A 21,048-nucleotide genomic window follows, 5' to 3' on the forward strand; every position below is an offset into this window, starting at 1 on the left:
ACTAGCGCTACTTTTTATTGTCGCTATGCAAGCCTTTTTGATAAGCCATACTGCCCCAAAGCGCCCAACCTAATGCCGTTTCTTTCATTTCATCAGACTGTGGGCTAGCAGTTAGTTTCTCAGCCACTGGATCATAGGTAAAGCCTGATGCTGGATGTTCAGGTTGCAGGATCACCACATCATCACCGCGTAAATAAGCCAAGTTTTTGTCGTACTGCATTAACGCGCGACCAGGCCAATCTTCAGGTGTTTTAGTAAGGTCTCGACCCAACATAGGATACGCATCACTCACGCCAATCAATGACAATAACGTCGGTCCTAAATCAATCTGGCTAGTCACTCGCTTATCAACTTTAGGCTCGATCCCCTCACCTAAAATTAGGCCGGGTATACGGAAGCGTGAAATTGGCACTAACTCTGCGCCACCCACTCGACTGTCATGATCGGCAACCACAACAAATACAGTGTCCTTCCAATAATCAGATTTTTTAGCGTGTTTGAAAAACTCACCTACGGCATAATCAGCGTATTTAGCCGCATTATTTCGCGTCTGCTTTGGCTGTTCATACAGTTCTATGCGGTCATCAGGAAATTCAAATGGATCATGATTACTAGAACTAAACACTAAGCTAAAGAATGGTTTTCCTTCTTTATGTAAACGTTCAAATTCATCGTTAGCACGATACATAAGATCTTCATCTGACACGCCCCACGAGCCGACAAAATTAGGATTTTCGTAATCATCTTCATCAATAATATCGGTAAAGCCATTGCCTAAGAAAAAGTTACGCATGTTGTCAAAATGGCTTTCTCCGCCATAAATAAACTGGTTATGGTAACCGTGTTGCTTTAACAATGATGCTAGCGAAAAGAAGCCACTTTGACTCAGACCTAACTTGACCACAGCGCGAGCGGGCGTCGGGGTAAACCCGGTCACAACGGCTTCTATCCCACGAACCGAGCGCGTGCCAGTGGCATACATACGGTCAAAAGCCCATGCCTCTTTCGATAACTCATCAATGTTTGGTGTTAACGGTAAACCGCCTAAACTGCCCACAAATTGTGCCCCAAGGCTCTCTTGTAGAATAATAACTAAGTTTTTCGGCTTACCTTGATAACTGGCAGTGTTATAAGACACACTCGGGAATTCATTGGACTGAAAATCGGCTAATGGTCGGCCACTTTCACGGCGAATAATACTCACAATTTCATCTTCAGGGAGTTTGCCATATATCTTGGCAGCATCTGCCTCACTGCCCATCTGCTTAATTGCGAAGACAAGAGAGTATGCCGAGTTAGTCACTAAAGAATTCACTAATGGGTCGCTTGAAAAAGCGACCAATGATGGATTTAGCGGGCGATGCCCTAAGCTTGAACGCGCGCCTAAAATAGTAATCGCAATGACTAAAACACCAAGCACTGGACGCCAGTACCAACGTGGGTATGTTTGATTTTGGGTGAGTTTACCGCTGAGCTTCCAACCACCAATGAACACCGCAGTACTGATCAATGCCGACAGAATAAGTTCGACCTTTCTACCCGCCCAAAGCATTGAAAACACTTCTTTGGGATAGATAAGATATTCAACATATAGCCTGTTAGGTCTGATGCCGTATTCAGCAATAAAGGAGGGCGTCGATATTTCAAGGACAACGATCGTCAGCAAACCTAAGGTCAACCAAACCCGCAATATTAGTGTCCAAATTCGACCAATTGCATGCTCGCCAGAAAAGATAGCCGTCCCCAGTGCAGCTGCGCCCCAAAGCCAGCAAAATGTTGCAAAATCAACACGTAAGCCTTGAACCAACAACTCTAACCAACCCGAGGTTGCATCAACCCGGTCAAACTGCCAAAGGGCCAGACCCAGCCTGCTGAGCATGATAACCAGCAAAGAGATGGCCGCGAATATGATAATCGACCGAAATGGCCCTAACGCATGTGAACGTGTCAAAATAGTTAATCCTAATCATTTTAAATTATCGCTTTCTATAAAGCGTTTAAAAGTAAAGTTAAGACCTCCTTGTCGATAATAAGTTTCAAATATCAAACGGCTTACAACATATCCTTTACTGCGTTTAATTCAAGCTATTTAGGCATTATGCTGCAGCCTTTATCGGTTTATCCTGTTTAGAGCACATTTCTGCACGCTAAAATCTTCAATATCCATCTTAATACAGTCATATTAAAAATAGATTAATTTACTTAAACAACAATCATTTACGTGGAATATACGAAAACACCGACAATATTAAATATTGTCGGTGTTTTTCTATTCACAGAGGTTACAGATAACGTTGTCGATATAAGCCGTTATTTTTTCATCTTAGCAAAGGCATCTGCAAACGCATTGCCCATCGCGGCATTGGTCGTCTGCTTTGGCTTAACATTTTTCTGCGGCTGAGATTGCGGTTTTGAGCCTTTATGTTTAGTACCATTATTTGCGGGCCGAGGTGCAGCTTTCGGCGCTTCGCCGGCTTTATCGGTAAGTCGCATACTGAGGCCAATTCGGCGCCTTTCAGCATCGACTTCCATCACTTTAACTTTGACCACATCGCCCGCTTTCACGACTTTATGCGGATCATCAATAAACTTCTCAGTCATCGATGAGATATGCACTAAGCCATCTTGATGCACGCCAACATCAACAAAGGCGCCAAAGTTGGTGACGTTGGTCACCACGCCTTCTAATACCATGTCAGGCTTTAGGTCATTAATCTGTTCAACGCCATCTTTAAAGGTGGCTGTTTTAAACTCACCACGCGGATCGCGTCCAGGTTTGTCTAACTCAAGCAAAATATCGGTCACCGTCGGTAAACCAAAATCGCCACTGATGAAGTCTTTAGCCTCTAAACTGGTTAGCAGCTCAGTATTCCCTACTAACGTCGCAACAGATTGCTGTTTTGCACTCGCGATAGATTCAACCAGTGAATACGCCTCAGGATGCACTGATGATGCATCAAGTGGGTTTTCACCATCGTTGATCCGTAAAAAACCCGCAGCTTGCTCATAGGCTTTAGGCCCTAAACGTGCCACTTTTAGCAGTGTTTTACGATTGGTGAACTGTCCTTGTTCATCGCGGTATCTGACAATATTGCGTGCCAGTGTTTTATTTAAGCCCGCCACCTGTGCCAGCAGCGGCGCTGACGCCATATTCACATCCACACCAACGCTGTTTACACAATCTTCAACAACCGCCTCGAGTGAACTTGAAAGCATGCTTTGGCTCACATCGTGCTGATACTGACCAACACCAATGGCCTTTGGCTCTATCTTGACAAGCTCTGCCAATGGGTCTTGTAAACGACGCGCAATCGACACTGCACCACGAATAGACACGTCAACATCAGGAAACTCTTCCGAGGCTAGCTCAGAGGCTGAATACACAGAAGCGCCCGCTTCACTGACCATCACTTTGGTCAATGTCGGTAGTTCGGCTTTAACTAAGGTGATGAGCTCGGCCGCGAGCTTGTCTGTTTCGCGAGATGCCGTGCCATTGCCGACAGCAATCAGCTCAACCTTATGCATCTTTGCTAAGTTAGCTAAGGTTCTTAACGATTTATCCCACTGTTTTTGCGGAGCATGAGGGAAAATAGTGGAGTGTGCGACCAGTTTGCCAGTGTTATTCACTATCGCAACCTTAACGCCACTACGAAGACCAGGATCTAAGCCTAAAGTGGCTTTGGCGCCCGCTGGGGCTGCCATAAGAAGATCGCCTAAATTACGCGCGAAGACGTTAATCGCTTCCGTTTCGGCACTATCACGCATACGTCCAAAAAACTCGGTTTCCATCTGCAACGCTGTTTTTACTCGCCAAGTTGCAGCAACAACCGTTTTCAACCATTGATCGACTGCGGTGTCTTTAATTGCAAGTTTGAAGTGTTCAGCAATGATGACTTCACAGTAACTTGCTTGTTTGGCTTCTTTATCTGGGTCAGCATTCACGCTTAGGCTCAACATGCCTTCATTGCGGCCGCGTAGCATTGCAAGGGCGCGATGCGATGGGACTTTGGTTAACTTTTCAGAATGCTCGAAGTAATCTCGATATTTAGCACCTTCTTTCTCTTTGCCTTTAGACATGCGGCTTTCTAATACGGCATTTTGCTCAACGTGAGTACGAATTTTTTGCAGTAATTCAGCATCTTCAGCAAAGCGTTCCATTAAGATAAAACGGGCGCCATCTAATACGGCTTTAGCCTCGCTGAAACCGGCATCAACATTAAAATATTCAGCCGCTTTAGCGTCACAATCAGCATCTCGATTAGCCAGTAAAAAGTCCGCTAAAGGCTCAATTCCCGCTTCAATCGCTATCAAACCCTTAGTACGGCGTTTAGGTTTGTAAGGCAGATAAAGATCTTCTAGGCGCGTTTTACTGTCAGCAGCATTAATTGCAGCTTTTAGCTCAGGCGTTAACTTACTTTGCGCTTCAATACTCGACAAAATAACATTGCGGCGCTCATTTAAATCTCGTAAATAGCTAAGGCGACTGTTCAGCGTGCGCAACTGCACATCATCAAGCCCACCCGTTGCTTCCTTACGGTAGCGCGCGATAAACGGTACTGTTGCACCGTCATCCAGTAATTTAATAGTGTCGTTAACTTGCTGAAGACGGACGTTAAGTTCTTCAGCAATAAGCTGTGCAATGTTATGCATATATAGAAGTGATGCCAAAAAGGTAATATTACGCTCAAGATAACACAGCTGAGAAGCAATTTTAATGTCACTAATCGCTGTTTTATCGATGAGGAATCTATTTGGCTAATTTAATTGATCTTTAATCTGTGAGGCCGCAGCAATCTTGCTTGCTAAGCCTCCTCAAATCCTTGATAGGAGATACGGTTGATATACCATACCTGTTCGCCAACAGGCGTATGGATCACGGCTTCGTCATCAACCTCTTTTTTCAACAGACCACGCGCCATAGGGGAATCAATCGAGATGTAGTCATTACGGCCAAAGATCTCGTCATATCCGACGATTTTAAATACTCGCTTCTCAGCAGCATCATTTTCAATCTCAACCCAAGCACCAAAAAAGACCTTACCTTCTTGCGCTGGTGAATAATCGACAACTTTAGTATTTTCGATGGCCTTGCGCAAATAACGCACTCTACGGTCTATTTCTCGCAGTTTCTTCTTGTTAAAAGTATATTAGTACCACTCCATTAAGCATACTAAATACATGAAAGTAAGCAAGTTAATGTCCTAGATCAAACGTTCCCCCTCTAATTAGAATATGTTAGTAGCACTAACTATATAACTTATAGTATTGGACTCTAGGAAGTAAGTTATGCCTTATGTTCTAAAACGCTATGTAACCTATAAAGCCAATCAGGCTGCACCTACAGCCAACTTGCCTGCTCTTTTTACTGAAAAAGGAGTCTTAGTCTCACATTTAAGGTTTCTCTATACTAAACGCCATAAATCTCAATCTTGGATTGAACGAAATGTATTTGCAGTAGAACTACTACTAAAATTTATTAATGCCCATATAAATACTTCTACTTCAGCCACTGAGATGCTTCGCTCTTTTGTCGATACCCTTTGCTTTGGTTCAATAGACAACTCAAACGATGACCAGTCTGGTTTGTACTGGCAATCAAGAAGGGTTGAGGATGTTAACGTACTACTTGGCCACATCAACTTCTATTGCGACTATCTAGACCAACTTCATGGTCATGAACTACCCAATCTAAATCCATTAAGAAAAGCCACTAAAGCTGAAGAGAGATTGCGCTGGTGCGCTTACTATAAACGTCAGTCAAACTGCTTCTTAAACCATCTTAGCAACCCATCAAAACATCAATTCTCTGTGGTGCGCAACATTCAAGGCCCCTTGAATCATCTACTTTCGATTGAATCAGTACATCGTTTCCCAGAAGAACATTTCGAACGTTTCTTAAAATATGGTTTTTTCAGCAAGCGAAACGGTGAAATGGATTTCGCTTGCCTGCTAATTGTAATGCTGATGCATTATGGCGGATTAAGGTTATCTGAATGCTTTCATATTTATACAAGTGACATTGCTATTGATACTAAAGATGGGTCTGCAATAGTTTCGGTTTTTCATCCTAGTGATGGAGCAAGTCCTGAACCAGGGTTCTCAAATCGCAGAGACTACTTAAACAGTCGCTTTCGTCAAAAGCCACGTAATGAGTACAAACGATCCCATAAGCTTTATTCCGGTTGGAAGCAACCTCTGCTAACAAATCGAAATCTATCATTTGATGTAATGCTTTTTCCAAATAGTAAAGCGACTGAGTTCACTTGGTTACTGCAGCAATACCTAGCGGTAAGAGTTGATGGGGCTCATCCATATCTGTTTAGCAACTCAGTAGGAAAGCCTGAATCAAAGAAGAACTTTATTCAAAAACACAAGCGCGCTGTAGAGCGCATCGGACTTGAGGTTGGGAAACACCTCGGCACTAGCCCTCACTCCCACAGGCATTCTTATGGCTATAGATTAAACCAAGCTGGTTTCAATCAATTAGAGATACAAAAAGCCATGCACCATAAAAGCCCTTTCAGCTGTTTGGTTTATTTAAAACCTGAAGATAATGAGATTAGAGACAAAATTAGAGAATTAGGATTATGAAGAAAATATTTTACTCCACCCTTACCGAAGCCCAGCAAGCTACGCAAGCATTAGTCATATCAACAATGATCCAATACCGACAGCGCTATCGTGAAGACCCATGCTTACCGAGTGACCCGAGTAAAATCTATGCTAACGAATGGCAAAACTGGCCAACGTTTCTAGGTAATGAAAAAAAGGACTTCTATCCCACCCTTACTGAAGCCCAGCAAGCCACACAAGCACTAGCACTAGCACTAGCCATATCAACATCAATCCAATACCTACAGCGCTACCGTGAAGACCCACGCTTACCGAGTGACCCGAGAATAATCTATGCTAACGAATGGCAAAACTGGCCAACGTTTCTAGGTAATGAAATAAAGGACTTCTATCCCACCCTCACTGAAGCCCAGCAAGCCACACAAGCATTAGCCATATCAACAAGAAAGCAATACCTACAGCGCTACCGTGAAGACCCACGCTTACCGAGTGACCCGAGTAGAGTCTATGCTGACGAATGGCAAAACTGGCCAACGTTTCTAGGTAATGAAATAAAGAGCTTATACCCCAATCTCACAGAGGCCCAGCAAGCCACACGAGCATTAGCCTTATCAACAAAACCCCAATACCTACAGCGCTACCGTGAAGACCCATGCTTACCGAGTGACCCGAGTAAAGTCTATGCTAACGAATGGCAAAGCTGGCCAACGTTTCTAGGTACTGAAATAAAGGACCTCTATCCCACCCTCACAGAAGCCCAGCAAGCCACACAAGCATTAGCCATATTAACATCAGCCCAATACCTACAGCGCTACCGTGAAGACCCACGTTTACCGTGTGACCCGAGTAAAGTCTATGCTAACGAATGGCAAAACTGGCCAACGTTTCTAGGTAATGAAATAAAGGACTTCTATCCCACCCTCACTGAAGCCCAGCAAGCCACACAAGCACTAGCCATATCAACATCACCCCAATACCTACAGCGCTACCGTGAAGACCCACGCTTACCGTGTGCCCCAAGAAATTTCTATGCTAACGAATGGCAAAACTGGCCAACGTTTCTAGGTAATGAAATAAAGGACTTCTATCCCACCCTCACAGAAGCCCAGCAAGCCATACAAGCATTAGCCATATCAACAAAAACCCAATACCGACAGCGCTACCGTGAAGACCCACGCTTACCGAGTGACCCAAGTAACACCTATGCTAACGAATGGCAAAGCTGGCCAACGTTTCTAGGTACTGAAATAAAGGACCTCTATCCCACCCTCACCGAGGCCCAGAAAGCCACACAGGCATTTGCCTTATTAACAAAGGCCCAGTACTTAAAGCGCTACCGTGAAGACCCACGTTTACCGAGTGACCCGAGTAAAGTCTATGCTGACGAATGGCAAAACTGGCCAACGTTTATAGGTAATAAAATAAAGGACTTCTATCCCACCCTCACCGAAGCCCAGCAAGCCACACAAGCATTAGCCGTATCAACAAAAAAACAATACCTACAGCGCTACCGTGAAGACCCACGCTTACCGAGAAACCCGAGAATAATCTATGCTAACGAATGGCAAAACTGGCCAAAATTTCTAGGTACTGAAATAAAGGACCTCTATCCCACTCTCACCGAAGCACAGCAAGCCACACAAGCATTAGCCATTTTAACACCGACCCAATACCAACAGCGCTACCGTGAAGATCCACGCTTACCGAGTGACCCGCGTAATGTCTATGTTGATGATTGGCAGGGCTGGCCCACATTTTTATTGCCAGAAGAAATAAAGAATATCGAATGTTTAAAACAGGCCTGTAAAATTCTTGGCATCAAAGATTCTCAGCAATATAGACAAGTACAAAAGCAATATAAGCAATTTCCCTCTAAACCAGATAAAAAATTTAAAAATTGGGTGGGTTGGTACGATTTATTAGATATCCCACAGCCATATATTTACGACGATCTACGAAAAATAGTGATAAAGCACAAATGCCTTACTCTCGATGATTATAGAGTTATGCGTGCCAAGCTGAATGATCCCCATATTCCATCATCCCCAATAGACGTTTATAAAAACAGCGGTTGGAGCAACACGTATGATTTTTTTGGAACACCTAGGCCATATCAAGTTAAATTTTTTACTCCAAAATGGAAAAAGTGGGCCGACTCAATAACTGAATTTTTGAAGTCAGCGAAAGGCTCTAATACAAAAGCTAAAGACTTGTGTGAATTTGTCCGTGAGTATATTGAACCTAATGGATTTGAAACCTCACCAGTCGAATACCTCGCACGCGGGAAAACCAATATCCAGCCGATGCTTTCACTTTTTGAGGAAGTTACCGTTGTTCGTAAGAAAAAATGGCTCTTTTCAATAAATGAATTTCTAGACTGGATTATTGTTAACTTCTTAACGATTGAAGATTCTGAAACTGGTGAAGTATCTCGAATCAAAGGAGCAAAGAACCCATTTTCTCATATCAGCTTCGAAGGTGAGCAAGCTCCAATATCGATGAATGAGACTAATAAACTAGCCTTACCTTACCAATTTGTAAAAAGTGCCCGAGAGTGGGTATTTCCCCACGATTCAATGGCAAAAAACACTAGTTTTTCAGATCTTGCTCATCTCCATCAATTCTCTGCTGATTGGTTAATAATTGACGACCTGTCTCTTATTAATAAGAATGATCCAGATTGTGTAACTAAAACAGAAGGAGGAAAAACTTACCTTTGGATCCCAATTTATTGGGTGTATACCTATGCATTGATGCAACTTCCAGCAAGAGGTAGGCAGATAGTATATTGCGACTCAGGCGAAGCTGATTCTGAAATAGCAGAGATTAAAAATGGCAAACTAGTTTGGAAACGTAACCAAAATAAATTAGCTGGTTCGACTCTCCGACAAGGAATGATTAGCAAAACAAAAGACAATGATTTTGGCGTTTACTACACCTCCAATAAAACCAATTTTAATGGCCAAGGTTATGCAATACCATTCATGCCTCAGGAGCTTGCTTACTGGCTAATAAAACTAAGAAAGTGGCAAGAAAATTACAATCCGATTGAACGGCCAACCCAATGGTTAGAATGCGACAGAACAAACTTAAATGAAATCCAGAGAAAACAGAAAGGAATTAACTGCTTTCTGTTTAGAGATTATCAAGAAAAAGAGCCTGGCACCTTTGGAGGCCGCTTAGCCATCAGACTTGCAGCTGCACTTTTTTTCTCATCTAAAGATCAATTAGCCTCCGCGACTTACGCAGGGCAAACCTTCAATGAATGTCACCATAAACTAGAGCAACAACAGAGTATCGCGTTGTCTCATTTTAAGTCTGAATACACCCCCCACTCTATGCGGGTCAGTCTAATTAACGCTTATGCTTATGAGTTTGGTATGCCATTAGAAGTGATAATGAAATTAGTCGGGCACTCGTCCATTCTCATGTCAATCTACTATATCAAAAGCGATAAAACTGGAGCCAATATTCGAGAACGGATGGAGCTTGGTGAAAAACAGGCTTTAAACAAAGGTGCAGAGACATTAAGAAGCTTTGTAGAACAGCAGCGAATTGAAGAGTGCAAGCAACAACTATTTGCTAATAACTCTGACTTCTTACTCTCATTGAATAACGGCCGACCCGCATCCAGCTATCTCTTCAAAGACTTTGGGATTTGTCCTGTTGGTGGCGCCTTCTGCAGTGAAGGTGGCGCCCCCGTTGCAATGAAAGCTAACATTTTTCACCCGACAACCGCCGGTTACTTGGGAGAGCAAAACTGCATTCAATGTCGATTCTTTATCACAGGACCAGCATTTATGGTGGGGCTTGCGGCGCTTTTTAATGAAGTGAGTTTGGCAGTGAATACCCAGTCACATCGATATGCGGCTTTAGAGGGGCAGTTAAATGAAACAGTTACAACAATTGAAGTCATTTCAAATCAGATTTATCAGCGAGATTTCAAGATAACCGACCAACAAGCGCTAGAAAATGAAAAACAACAACTTCAATCACACAGGCGAAAACTTAACTCTGAAATCGAGACTAGGGCCAAAAAAATGGATTTATATATGTCTGATATGAACGCCATTAACAAGCATCTTCACGGTTGCCAACAAATCATCAATCAACAACATAAAACTGACGACAATAAGCTGCAGCTAATAGTCCCACATGAATTTGAAATTAGCTTTGAGTTTGATGAAGTGAGTGGCTTTCAGCAACTATCAGAAGTTTGTGAGAATGCCGAACTATTTCATAGCTGTAGTGACGAGTTAGCTGTAACAAGGCGAAGCCAGTCGCTGGATAAAATGCTACTTAACAATGGCATGAGCCCACAGTTCGTCTCCTTATCTGAAGATCAGCAACTCATTATTGGTAATCAAATGACCCAACTTATGCTTTCTAGACTACAAAGCTGGGAGAAGGTAGATAGGCTAGTTAATGGCAATCTGGCACTAAACGACTTAGAGCAAGGTGAAGAGCTTTCCTCTAGTGACATAAAACAATTGTTCGCCAAATCAACCCCCTTAAAGTTGGTAAATTAACATGACAAAAATATCGACTCAAACAGTACTAGAACAACTAAAGAAACAAGCATCACCTCGTATGCAAAATACATTAGACGCTATTTTTACAGTCTGTACAGAACAACAAGAACGCGGGTTAAACGAATTTAGTTATTCAACCGTAGCTAGTCTTGGAAAAGGGCGTGGAGTCCCTAAAGCACAGAGTATTCGCAATGACTCCGGAGAGCCATATAGAACCCTGATTGCGAGCTTCGTGAATGCGGCGGGGAAACCCGAAAAATCTAATATCACAACAACCAAAAGCAAACGCTACATGTGGATCGATGAGTTAAAAGACCCTGTAGTTAAGCTACAAGCCAATATTCTCTACTCTCACAAAATTGCAGCTGAAAAATTGGTAAAAGAGATTGCGCCAATTGATCAAGTTATAGAAATATTTGACGGTGATTCATCAGCATCTACTGTTTCAAAACTCACCAATTTGGAACGGGATGCTTTAGAGCATCTTATATCCACCGAGTTTATGCGAAGACAACGATTGGAGCTGGGACCAAATGGCAGTATATTAACCGCTAATGAAAAAAAGACATTTTTCCCTGTTGCAACCTTAGATGCTATTAAAAAAGCATTACAGCATTTGTAAACAAGGGCTAGGAACACCAAGTTGAAAACCAACCTAATCACCCGAGAAGGGTTTGATAAACTCAATAAAGAACTGAATTATCTTTGGCGAGAGTACAGACCCGAGATCACCAAAAAGGTAGCGTGGGCTGCCAGCCTTGGAGATCGCTCAGACAATGCTGACTACAAAGAGAATAAGCGTCTACTCAGACAGATAGACTCTAGAGTACGCTTTCTCAGAAAGCGTATTGAGGCTGTCAAAGTTGTTGAATACTCACCACAACAAGATGGAAAAGTGTTTTTTGGTGCCTGGGTTGAAATTGAAAATGATGATGGTGAAAAGAAGAACTTTAAAATTGTTGGGCCTGACGAGATTTATGGCCGAAATGATTACGTCTCTATCGATGCCCCAGTAGTTCGCGCTTTACTGAAAAAAGAGGTCGACGACGAAGCAGTAGTTAAAACCCCATCTGGTGAGCAAATTTGGTATGTGAATAAAATCTCATATCAAGCTCCTAATACTAACCATAATGAATAAATTGCTCCGCTGCATACGACTTCGCCTCAACATAAAAGTGGTTATTGCACGTAAATAAGAATGACTAATGTATCGATTGAAAATGCATATATATCTGTCTTATTGGTAGTAAAGCTCTTCTTTTACTTATGAAGAGGAGACTCTTTGTATTGTTTGAGAAATTAGGGCCATAACTATGTGTAGGCATAGCCTGTTGAAGGATTACCAACCAATTTTTCATACTGAAAATAAATTCAAAACAATTTATAGGTTCTACATCTTCATAAATAGTTACACTGTAACTAATTAAGTTGGAATTCACTGATATCAGAGTTACTTATTAAGTAGTTAATTATTTGGATTTTAGTTTTTCCTGATGTTTTTACCAGTTGATCCAAACGCCTGCGATTGGCATCCGTTATCTCCACCTGTAATCGCTCAGTACTCATCCGTTTTTTATACACTCTTAACGTAGTAACTAGCTTTTTTATTCCTATTTCAGATACATGCACACTTATGTAGTGTTCTAAATCAACATCATTTATTACCAGATCATCATTTAACTTTTCCCATGCTCGTACAGCAGAACTTGGGTTAAGAAAATTCTTCTGAGTGTTCCAGTCAACCTTTCCTATTTGATTAGTTAACCAAATTAACTGCGCTGAATGTTCTGTTTTTAACAGTTCTCTTTTTTTCATCACCTCTCCTTCAAAATATTGACTTACCACCCACATAGTTACACTGTAACTTATTTGGGTGCAAACTATTCGACCAAAGTTCGCTATATAAGCAACCCAAAACAATCGCATGATTGATTAGTTATACTGTTACTATGAAATATCACCTTTTCTTACAGTAAATTGGAGATTATTTATGACCACAAAAGATCCCCTTCCATGTGATTTGCGTCAAAAAGCTTGTGATATTTATAGCGGTGACCATCTTCTCGCCGAATCACTATTTAACAGTAATATTCCAGCGCTAGGTAACAAAAAGCCCAACGAGTTGCTCGGTTCTCCAGAGGGACGCAAATTGGTCAACGAACTGCTCACTAAAATGGAGTGCGGAGAATTTACTTAAATATCGAAGTGCCGCTTTGATACTGCTCTTTCCTGTCCAAGCATAGATTAGGAAGTCCAGGGAACACATTCATATAAACTTGGTAGTATTAGCTGCACCAATCATTCAGAGCTATTAGTATCAGAAGATAATAAAGTCTGTTCATTTATATTAAGATTGGTCACTTATATCAGCCTAGAAGCGAGTTGATAGCTCTATACCAACTCACTTTTGCCCCAAAATGATTTTCGCTGTTCAAAAGGTAAACAGGACAAGTAAAGCCTTGGCTATAGAAAAGCTAATGTGAAAGGGTTTTGCATAGTCTAGAAGTGATGCCTGTCCTATCTTTTTTTATTGAAAAAAGAAGTAGACGATGAGGCTGCTATTAAGACTCCTACGGGAGAGCAAATTTGGTATGTGAATAGCATTTCATACCAAATCCCACCTGTTGACAATGAATAACTCTACAAAGTACTTACAGCATTAAGAGTAGCGGCCTCGTTTTTCAAAAAATGAAAAGTGAAATTTCACTTACCCTCTAGTAAAAGCACCTATCTGAGTAGGCATTCTAAATGGATGCTCATGTTTAAAAGCACTTAAGCTCAATAACTGAATGATTTCACATGAATCATCAAATACTTTTTTAGCATTTTCTAACGAGCACTCCACTTGCCAACTTGCTTTAAGCGGTGGGACTGTATTTGATGCAAAGCATGAATCATCAACATTCGTAATTAAAATAGCATTTGTTACGAATTCAGAACGGCCGTGAGCTAATGTATTCCGTAAGTTAAATAATTTTTCGATTAACTCCCTGTGTTCTGCTTTTGTAGTTTCGTCTTCATACAGAGCTTCTGACAACGAAAAAAATTTTGCTTTCGGGGAAAACCTTATTTTGTCATCAATTTCATAGAAGGAAGCCTTAGCACAGAGTTGAATGAAGTCTACTTTTTTTCGACCAAACACTTTTTTTTCTAGTGCTGAAGTTAGTTTATCCAACTGCTCTTGGTAACCAAATGCCACAGCGACTCTATCATTAATGTCCATACCCTTTAGGGATTTACCATCTATAACATCGTAGAAATCAGATGGTGGATCATCAAGTATTTCTGTAACTCTTGATTGTAAATCAAAGATCAACTTGCAACTTAGATTTAAATAACTCTCGACCATAAATGCAGTTAAAGCAATTGCTGTAATTCCGCCACATGTATCACCGTAGTCTTCATAGTTAAATGAGCGTCTTGCCGACTCATAAAACCAACAGTGGGAATAAATATCTCCAGAAAGATTACCGCTATATGACAAATTAAAATACTCCTATGAGAGCTTCAATCGGCAACAACTTTGTCACCGCTCATCTTGTCAACTTTATCAACCTGAATTTCCGCTGTGCGCTGCGTAGCATGATTGATATAGCTACCTTTATACCTTGTACCCTTAAATATGAACATACCACAACAGATTACTGTCAGCGCTACAATGGCTATATAGAAATAGTTAGGAGGTAAATCCAGACTCATAGGCCAAAGTGAATACCCCATCAAAAACCACCATAATACGAAGATATATACGCTAACAATTTGATTAATCTTTGAAACTGATATTTCACTAGCCCCCGACAACAAATGGCTCATACTATCATCTGTCTTCGTTTCTGAGTTTCTCGACAATACTATCTTGTATAGTGGCCCAGTAATTTTATCCTCTAGCATATCTACATGCTTTTCCCAGTTTTCCTGCCAGAATTTACTACCTCTGTTAACAAGAACCCATGAGAAGGAAAAGACAAGACCTAGACTAGAGAGAATAACAGACATATTTTGTCGAGTTGAACCATCAAAGTTTTGCACAGCAACGAAGCCAGCCAATGTAGCACCTATGAATGTCCAAAAATATGTAGCTCTCTTCCAATAAAGCTCAATTTCAAACTTTCTAATATCTAATGCATGTTCTAACGCTACTTTTTCCCTTCCATGGAAAGCTTTTTCATAATCTTTCTGTGATATTTGATTGGTTGTCATTTATTTACCTTTAGACTGATGAAACAAACAATTTATACCACTGATTAAAAATATAAAAAGCAAGTTAGAGCTCAATATTGGAAATATGATTAAGGTAAAAGATCCCTCACATCACACTCCAATACCTCAGCTAATTGATAGGCTTTTTCGAGGGTAATGTTCACTTCACCACGCTCGATTCGCCCTGCATAGCTTCGGTCAATCTCTGCTAATAACGCCATTTTATCTTGTGAAATCCCGAGTTCCTTACGCTTTTCTCGTAATTTCGCACCAAATTGGGCAGCTAAGTCTTTCATTTTTCATCTCGTTAAAGAGAAAGACTATCCAAAGTTGCGGCATATAAAGCCACGGCTTATAATCCGCATTATTAATGTGAAGTTCTTCTGGCTCTGTGAGCTAGAGATAAAGAGCCTCTTACGAGAAAGTAATGTCAAACATATCCATCAAAATTAACACTCAGCTAAACACAATTCTCCAGGATGAGAACTTTGACAATTTCCATGTGACAAAGCTACGGGATACATACCTAGCCAACTCCTCAGTAAGCCAAGATCTTGTTCAAGCTCGTAAGTATATTTACAGACAGATCCTTAGGCTGGTTAAGAAGGGCTTGCTGCTGAAAAAGGGAACTAAAAACTCCAAAAGAGTCGTGTACCAAAAGTCAGAGCTATTTTATAAAACTAACTTTATCTGCCAAAGTACAACTGAAGATAAAGTGAATCGACCCAAAGCAGTTACTGTCGGCACTAACACTGCTGTCCAACAGCTTGTAAAGCGCCTTAAAGAATCTGAAGTTGATTTACTCACTAGCATTGGCGAGTCAGAAGAATATATGCGGTTGTATCAATCCTTCCCAGAGATGAAAGCACACCTTGAATCCCAATATTTACAAGCCCGTGAAAACAGCTCGAAACTACTCGGCCAAATCAAAGCGATTAAGTCTGTTCTCGCTCATCAGCAAAAGTAACCTTAATGTATCTAAGACAATGGCAATCAGAGTGCGCCAATCGCGCTCTAGAGCACTTTAGTGCCAAACATAAACACTTCCTTTGTTTGGCTACTCCAGGGGCTGGTAAGACGATTATGGCTTCAGAAGTCTCAGCTCAGCTACTTGAGCAAGACCTTATCGATTTTGTACTTTGCTTTTCACCTTCGATAAATATATCGCAGGGTATTAAGCATACTTTTTCGAAACGGCTGGGATGTCGTTTCGATGGCGTCATAGGTGCCGTTGGTTGCTCTTATACGTATCAAAGCATGCTGTCTTTCAAAGAGGATTTCTGGCAATTGTTAAAACAAAATCGGGTACTTGTGATATTTGACGAAATCCACCATTGCTCAGGCAGTTCTCTTGAAGATGCTAACGCTTGGGGGGAAGAGATCTTATTGAATATTCAAAGCCAAGCCGAATATACTTTAGCGTTAACAGGCACTCCATGGCGCTCAGATCGAGCACCAATAGCTTTATCTCGTTATACAGACCCGGACAATCAAATACAGTGTGATTACATCTACGGTTTAAGGGAAGCCGTTGCTGATGGTGTATGCCGAAGCCCGAAGATTGTATTAATCGATAATGAAAGAATTTCGGTTACTGACGAAGAAAATGAAACTAAGACGTTTAGTTGCCTAGACGCTCTATTCAAAGGTTCATTAGTTACTTACCAATCGATCATCAAAAATGATATAGCCATTCGACATGCCTTAACCCTGGCGACTAACAAGCTCGACGACATAAGACTGCACAACCCTGATGCAGCTGGACTTGTCGTTGCATCCTCGATAGAGCATGCTGAATACATTCTGAAAATGCTCAGAAATGAATATGGGCAAACCGCCGAAATCGTTACCTATAAAGAAGATCAGCCTTCGAATAAAATCAACGAATTCAGGAACAGTACAACGAACTGGGTTGTCAGTGTAGGCATGATAAGCGAAGGGACAGACATTCCACGTTTGCAGGTGTGTTGTCACCTAAGCAGAGTTAAAACCGAACTCTATTTTAGGCAAGTACTCGGTAGGATTTTACGAGTAAGTAAAGCTACAAATCAAGAAGCTTGGCTATATACGTTCGCAGCACCAAAGCTTGTCGAGTTTGCAAATCGCATAGCTGAAGAGATACCAAATATGCCAGTTATATTCAGGGAATCTGATACTGTTACCGTCTCCGTTAAGCAGGGAGAAAGTAAAATAATAAGAGCAAGTTCCCCATCTCAAGATAGTCATAAAGTTATGCTTAGTACGCCACACATAACAGCACCAAAACACACGTTAATAGCCGCTTCGAACAATCAAAATCTATCTTGGCCGACGTCACCATCTTTTGAAATTTTAGGTGGCTTTAGAGAGAAGGTTGTGTCAACTTTTAATTCACCGTTTTAATGCAATAAGTTCATTTATAGTGACATATTATATAGTAGCATTCGTTATATCTTGAATTCTGCAGGCAACATGTAAAGGAAAAATTATGGATATAATCAACATCCTTCAATTTAGAAAAGATCATATTGATAGGCTTTCAAATTCCAGCGGCTCTAAAGGAGAAAAATTAGCAATTAGCCAACACGAGGACTGGATAGAGAGGCCCAAAGGTACTGCTCTAAAGCACCTAATATCAGAGTTATCTAAAACTGGGATCAATATCAAGCGAACCAGTTTTGATGCCATAGCCATACCAGTAGGTAATAAAGTTGACTTCTCCAGCCCGAAGTCCATTGCTGACCATATCAAAGAAATGGTTTTCATTGAGATCAAAACGACAAATAAAAAATCGGTTAAAGAAGATTTTACAGGCTATTTCTTTGCATTTACCGAAGGAGAGCTTAACGCCGCTGAGCAGCTTGGTGAACAACACCAAGTTGCTTTAGTTAACAAGAGGACAGGCAACATTGTCATGTCATCTATTCCTAGGTTACTGACAAGAGCCAAGTCAATGAATTGGCAAGTTTCGGTTCAACTGTAAATTATGCTGTACTTAATTAAGATATAGATATGGGTTTGATACATTTGCTTCACCACGCTTAGTAACATCGTCAGCTCCACTCGTTTGATGGTTCCAGTAATCAGCAACTTGTTGGTAATACTTCTGCCACCATTTAATTTGAGACGCTTTAATGATTTCTTCGTAGGTTGTATCTGCCCGTAAATTCCTACATTTTCTTTCTTTTACAAAATTTGATACTAAAAAATCAACAGCTAAAAATAGATCAAGTGGAGGGTGCATTAATCGGGGAGCATCAAGTAAAATCAACTCTCCATAATTACTAGTGGTATCTTTAATTTTTCTACCACCATGATGAAAGTGATAGTTTGGATGTATAAACTCAGGAGGTTTATTCGACTCATTTTCATGATAATCTAAATGCCACGCTCCACGAGCTAACTCACAAATCTCTTCCGAGTATGCTTCATATGTTATTTCTACAACAGAGTTTTTCACAGAGCCAAACTGAAATACTTGGTTTCTCTTCAAACCTACATTCAAATGCAATTGAACTGAAAAATCTGAGCCATCCCATTTATCATCTTGGATGAACTGTTTATTTGACAATTCATTAAACCTTAGATCACTCAAAGCATAGATTAAACCCATATTCTGATTGGTTTTCTTTAAGCCCTTTATAAGTTCATACAATGGTGTCGAGCTTGAAATAATACCATGCTGCTCCAGAACACCGATAAATCGCTCCACACTATCAATAGTCTCACCTTTATCAGCCATTCGTTAATCTCCGATAAAGAGACTTCACCTTTTTCTGATAATCAGAATGAACTGCGTAATCAGGCTGGTGCCTACGTTCGAATACAGTCTCAGGATCAAGGTAAAGGAACTCCTCCCAAGACTTAAGATCTACTTTATTTGCAACTAACGCATCAAATGGATCAAGGGGGGTACCGGAGACCATGCAATTCACCCAATACTTTTCACTTTGTTTTCCATTTTGATACTTTGGGTTAATTGCAACTAAATGCTCAAGACTTGTGAATTGCTTAATAACCGTAACACGCTCAGTAGCTTTAAGTGCCCTTATAACTTGCGGGGTGTCCGAACTGTCATCCCACCAATCTTCGATACGCGACATCCACCATCGTTCTTTAAGTTCTGCGAATGCGCCAGTGTACCTGAATGGTTCAAGCATAAGTTTTAAACTGGCCCAATCATCAGAGGCTTGTATATCTATACCCAACTTTGTCGCCAGCATATCTTCTGTCACCAAAATACCTGCGCTACGTACCAATGAGTTTAAGATCAGGGATACCAACGTATGAACATCTTCAGATTTGGAACTAGCATACTCAACAAATCGTTTATCAGTATATTCAAAGACACTTTGGTCCCACTTAAGTAAAGGCTCAAGTAGCTCAAAAGGCTTTGCCTCAGTAGCAACCAAAGGTAGAGTTTGTTCTCGCGCAACTTTATAAGCATTAGCTAATGCAACAAGAATTCTACTCGCTTGTTGCGCATATTTGGTAGTCCTAGAAACCTGAGTCTTCTCTAAAGTAAAATCAAATAGATTATGAGCACTTTCATCTGTGTTGTAGTATTTTACAAACACTTCTTCATTGGATAGTAAAACAATGGGTGAAGCCGGCATCCCACCACCTATCATCTCAGTACGCAGATTTTGTGCTAATGAAGTTCCCCAATAGTCGAATGTCTCATTTTCTGCATTTGCAGCATCCAATTTTTGATCGATAATCAACCCATCAAAGCCTTCATCTAAAAACTTGCATTTAACTTTTTTCATTGAGCAAACTTGAATATGCTCAATTTCCAACATTCCTTCACTATGAAATAAAAGTTCATCCATTAAAGGCTTAAGTTGCTCAGTCTTATCATCATCTACATATAAAAATCTAATAGGCATCTTCTGGTATCTCTTCTTCTGCAGCTTTAGGAATTATGACTTCAATACAAGTACTATAACCTTCAGACGGTTCAACAACTGATATCTCACCTTCAATCCCTATAACAATATCACGAGTGATACTTAACCCTAATCCCATCCCTTTCATTTGTTGATTATCAGAGGCATAAGCACCTTGGGAAAGCTCTGTTGTGAATAAAGGATTAAATACTCGCCCCCAATTATTTTTAGGAATTCCATCACCGTTGTCTTCAAATCGAATAATGTGTTCATCCTTGGTTGATGTTGTTCGCACCTTGATTGAACCTTGCGATTGACCCACTCTTACCATTGCTTTACATGAATTAGTAAACAAGTTCATAAGTACAGATGAAAGCTCCGATATATGCATCGGTTTCGTCCAAAACTCATCACCTTCAAATGACATATCTAAGCGATAAGCGCGTCGCTCTATTGTAGGAGACATCGCTTTAAAAAAAGCTCTAAACACATCTCTAAGCTCAATAACATGCTTCGTTCGTTGGGAGTTATTGCGAATTGTTTCGGTAAAGAAATCGGTATAGGAGACTAACATTTCGACATTAGATTCCATCTGGCTAACTGAATTCACAGCTTCTTCATTTTCATGCAAATATCGCTTTAGATGTTTGCCATTCAACACCATACCATTAAGGTAAAGTTGTATTTCATGAGTGAACTCTGCAATTGCTAGCCCAGACGAAGCTAACACTCTATACATATTTTTTTCATCGATTAATTCTTGAATATATAGCTGTTGTTCTTCGAAACTACTTTTTAAACTTGCAGTAAGCTCAGTGGGCCGGTTGAGTGAATCTTGCTTCTCCTCTGGAAATAAATCCGTTAAGCCAGATCTA

The 21,048-nt window shown here is 40.8% G+C and carries 17 protein-coding genes and 1 pseudogene; 8 read left to right on the forward strand and 10 right to left on the reverse strand.

Annotation, left to right across the window (positions count from 1 at the left end):
* Positions 1-7: 7 nt before the first annotated feature.
* The 3 genes and pseudogenes from CXF82_RS15325 to CXF82_RS15335 all read right to left on the reverse strand — a co-directional run.
* Positions 8-1,879: an LTA synthase family protein gene (locus CXF82_RS15325; RefSeq protein WP_101090922.1), complete on the reverse strand. Its 1,872-nt coding sequence runs from the start codon at positions 1,877-1,879 to the stop codon at positions 8-10.
* A 431-nt stretch (positions 1,880-2,310) separates the two neighbouring features.
* Positions 2,311-4,650 carry a Tex family protein gene (locus CXF82_RS15330; protein WP_102044490.1) on the reverse strand — a complete coding sequence of 780 codons (2,340 nt, stop codon included), beginning with the start codon at positions 4,648-4,650 and terminating at the stop codon, positions 2,311-2,313.
* Positions 4,651-4,802: 152 nt separating this feature from the next.
* Positions 4,803-5,147: pseudogene (locus CXF82_RS15335) on the reverse strand (GreA/GreB family elongation factor); the annotation flags it as partial.
* Positions 5,148-5,286: 139 nt separating this feature from the next.
* On the opposite strand from CXF82_RS15335, the gene gmtY reads away from it, so the two are divergent.
* From gmtY to greB, 4 genes are read left to right on the forward strand one after another with little or no spacing between them, the layout of a single operon-like run.
* Positions 5,287-6,591, forward strand: a complete 1,305-nt coding sequence (gmtY, locus tag CXF82_RS15340; protein ID WP_102044492.1) for a gamma-mobile-trio recombinase GmtY — start codon at positions 5,287-5,289, stop codon at positions 6,589-6,591.
* Positions 6,588-11,102 carry a gamma-mobile-trio integrase GmtZ gene (locus CXF82_RS15345; RefSeq protein ID WP_102044493.1) on the forward strand — a complete coding sequence of 1,505 codons (4,515 nt, stop codon included), beginning with the start codon at positions 6,588-6,590 and terminating at the stop codon, positions 11,100-11,102. The genes gmtY and CXF82_RS15345 overlap by 4 nt, the downstream gene beginning before the upstream one ends.
* 1 nt (position 11,103) lies before the next feature.
* A complete protein-coding gene (gene gmtX / locus CXF82_RS15350; RefSeq protein ID WP_102044494.1) occupies positions 11,104-11,727 on the forward strand; it encodes a gamma-mobile-trio protein GmtX in 624 nt (207 codons plus the stop codon).
* Positions 11,728-11,748: 21 nt separating this feature from the next.
* Complete coding sequence (gene greB / locus CXF82_RS15355; protein ID WP_102044495.1) at positions 11,749-12,243, forward strand: transcription elongation factor GreB; 495 nt, start codon at positions 11,749-11,751, stop codon at positions 12,241-12,243.
* Positions 12,244-12,524: 281 nt separating this feature from the next.
* On the opposite strand, the gene CXF82_RS15360 is transcribed toward greB, so the two are convergent.
* Positions 12,525-12,920, reverse strand: coding sequence for a hypothetical protein (locus CXF82_RS15360; protein ID WP_102044496.1), 396 nt, complete (start codon positions 12,918-12,920; stop codon positions 12,525-12,527).
* A 175-nt stretch (positions 12,921-13,095) separates the two neighbouring features.
* On the opposite strand from CXF82_RS15360, the gene CXF82_RS15365 reads away from it, so the two are divergent.
* Positions 13,096-13,302 (forward strand): antitoxin Xre/MbcA/ParS toxin-binding domain-containing protein, encoded by a 207-nt coding sequence (locus tag CXF82_RS15365; RefSeq protein ID WP_102044497.1) that lies wholly within the window; start codon positions 13,096-13,098, stop codon positions 13,300-13,302.
* A 510-nt stretch (positions 13,303-13,812) separates the two neighbouring features.
* Here the strand turns inward: CXF82_RS15365 and CXF82_RS15375 are convergent.
* The 3 genes from CXF82_RS15375 to CXF82_RS15385 all read right to left on the reverse strand — a co-directional run bounded on the left by CXF82_RS15375 (position 13,813) and on the right by CXF82_RS15385 (position 15,601).
* Entirely contained in the window at positions 13,813-14,589 is a 777-nt protein-coding gene (locus tag CXF82_RS15375; RefSeq protein WP_102044498.1) for a hypothetical protein, read from the reverse strand.
* A 23-nt stretch (positions 14,590-14,612) separates the two neighbouring features.
* Positions 14,613-15,305, reverse strand: a complete 693-nt coding sequence (locus CXF82_RS15380; protein ID WP_102044499.1) for a RipA family octameric membrane protein — start codon at positions 15,303-15,305, stop codon at positions 14,613-14,615.
* Positions 15,306-15,394: 89 nt separating this feature from the next.
* Positions 15,395-15,601 carry a helix-turn-helix domain-containing protein gene (locus tag CXF82_RS15385; RefSeq protein WP_102044500.1) on the reverse strand — a complete coding sequence of 69 codons (207 nt, stop codon included), beginning with the start codon at positions 15,599-15,601 and terminating at the stop codon, positions 15,395-15,397.
* Positions 15,602-15,732: 131 nt separating this feature from the next.
* Here CXF82_RS15385 and CXF82_RS15390 point away from each other — a divergent pair, with 131 nt between their 5' ends.
* The 3 genes from CXF82_RS15390 (at position 15,733) to CXF82_RS15400 (ending at position 18,267) form a co-directional block, all read left to right on the forward strand.
* The gene (locus CXF82_RS15390; protein WP_102044501.1) at positions 15,733-16,272 is read left to right on the forward strand and encodes a response regulator; all 540 of its coding nucleotides are present in this window, start codon (positions 15,733-15,735) and stop codon (positions 16,270-16,272) included.
* Between the two features lie 5 nt (positions 16,273-16,277).
* Positions 16,278-17,687 carry a DEAD/DEAH box helicase gene (locus CXF82_RS15395; protein WP_102044502.1) on the forward strand — a complete coding sequence of 470 codons (1,410 nt, stop codon included), beginning with the start codon at positions 16,278-16,280 and terminating at the stop codon, positions 17,685-17,687.
* 85 nt (positions 17,688-17,772) lie between these two features.
* Entirely contained in the window at positions 17,773-18,267 is a 495-nt protein-coding gene (locus tag CXF82_RS15400) for a hypothetical protein (RefSeq protein WP_102044503.1), read from the forward strand.
* Positions 18,268-18,279: 12 nt separating this feature from the next.
* Here the strand turns inward: CXF82_RS15400 and CXF82_RS15405 are convergent, their stop codons facing one another.
* From CXF82_RS15405 to CXF82_RS15415, 3 genes are all read right to left on the reverse strand, one after another.
* On the reverse strand, positions 18,280-19,026 hold the full coding sequence (locus tag CXF82_RS15405; RefSeq protein WP_102044504.1) for a hypothetical protein: 747 nt from the start codon (positions 19,024-19,026) through the stop codon (positions 18,280-18,282).
* A complete protein-coding gene (locus tag CXF82_RS15410) occupies positions 19,019-20,173 on the reverse strand; it encodes a protein-PII uridylyltransferase (RefSeq protein ID WP_102044505.1) in 1,155 nt (384 codons plus the stop codon). The genes CXF82_RS15405 and CXF82_RS15410 overlap by 8 nt, the downstream gene beginning before the upstream one ends.
* A partial coding sequence (locus tag CXF82_RS15415; RefSeq protein ID WP_145991694.1) for a sensor histidine kinase occupies positions 20,163-21,048 on the reverse strand: 886 nt, incomplete at its 5' end. The genes CXF82_RS15410 and CXF82_RS15415, both read right to left, overlap by 11 nt.

Origin of the sequence: Shewanella sp. GutDb-MelDb (genome assembly GCF_002836075.1) — a bacterium.
In the GTDB taxonomy this organism is placed as follows: Bacteria; Pseudomonadota; Gammaproteobacteria; order Enterobacterales; family Shewanellaceae; genus Shewanella.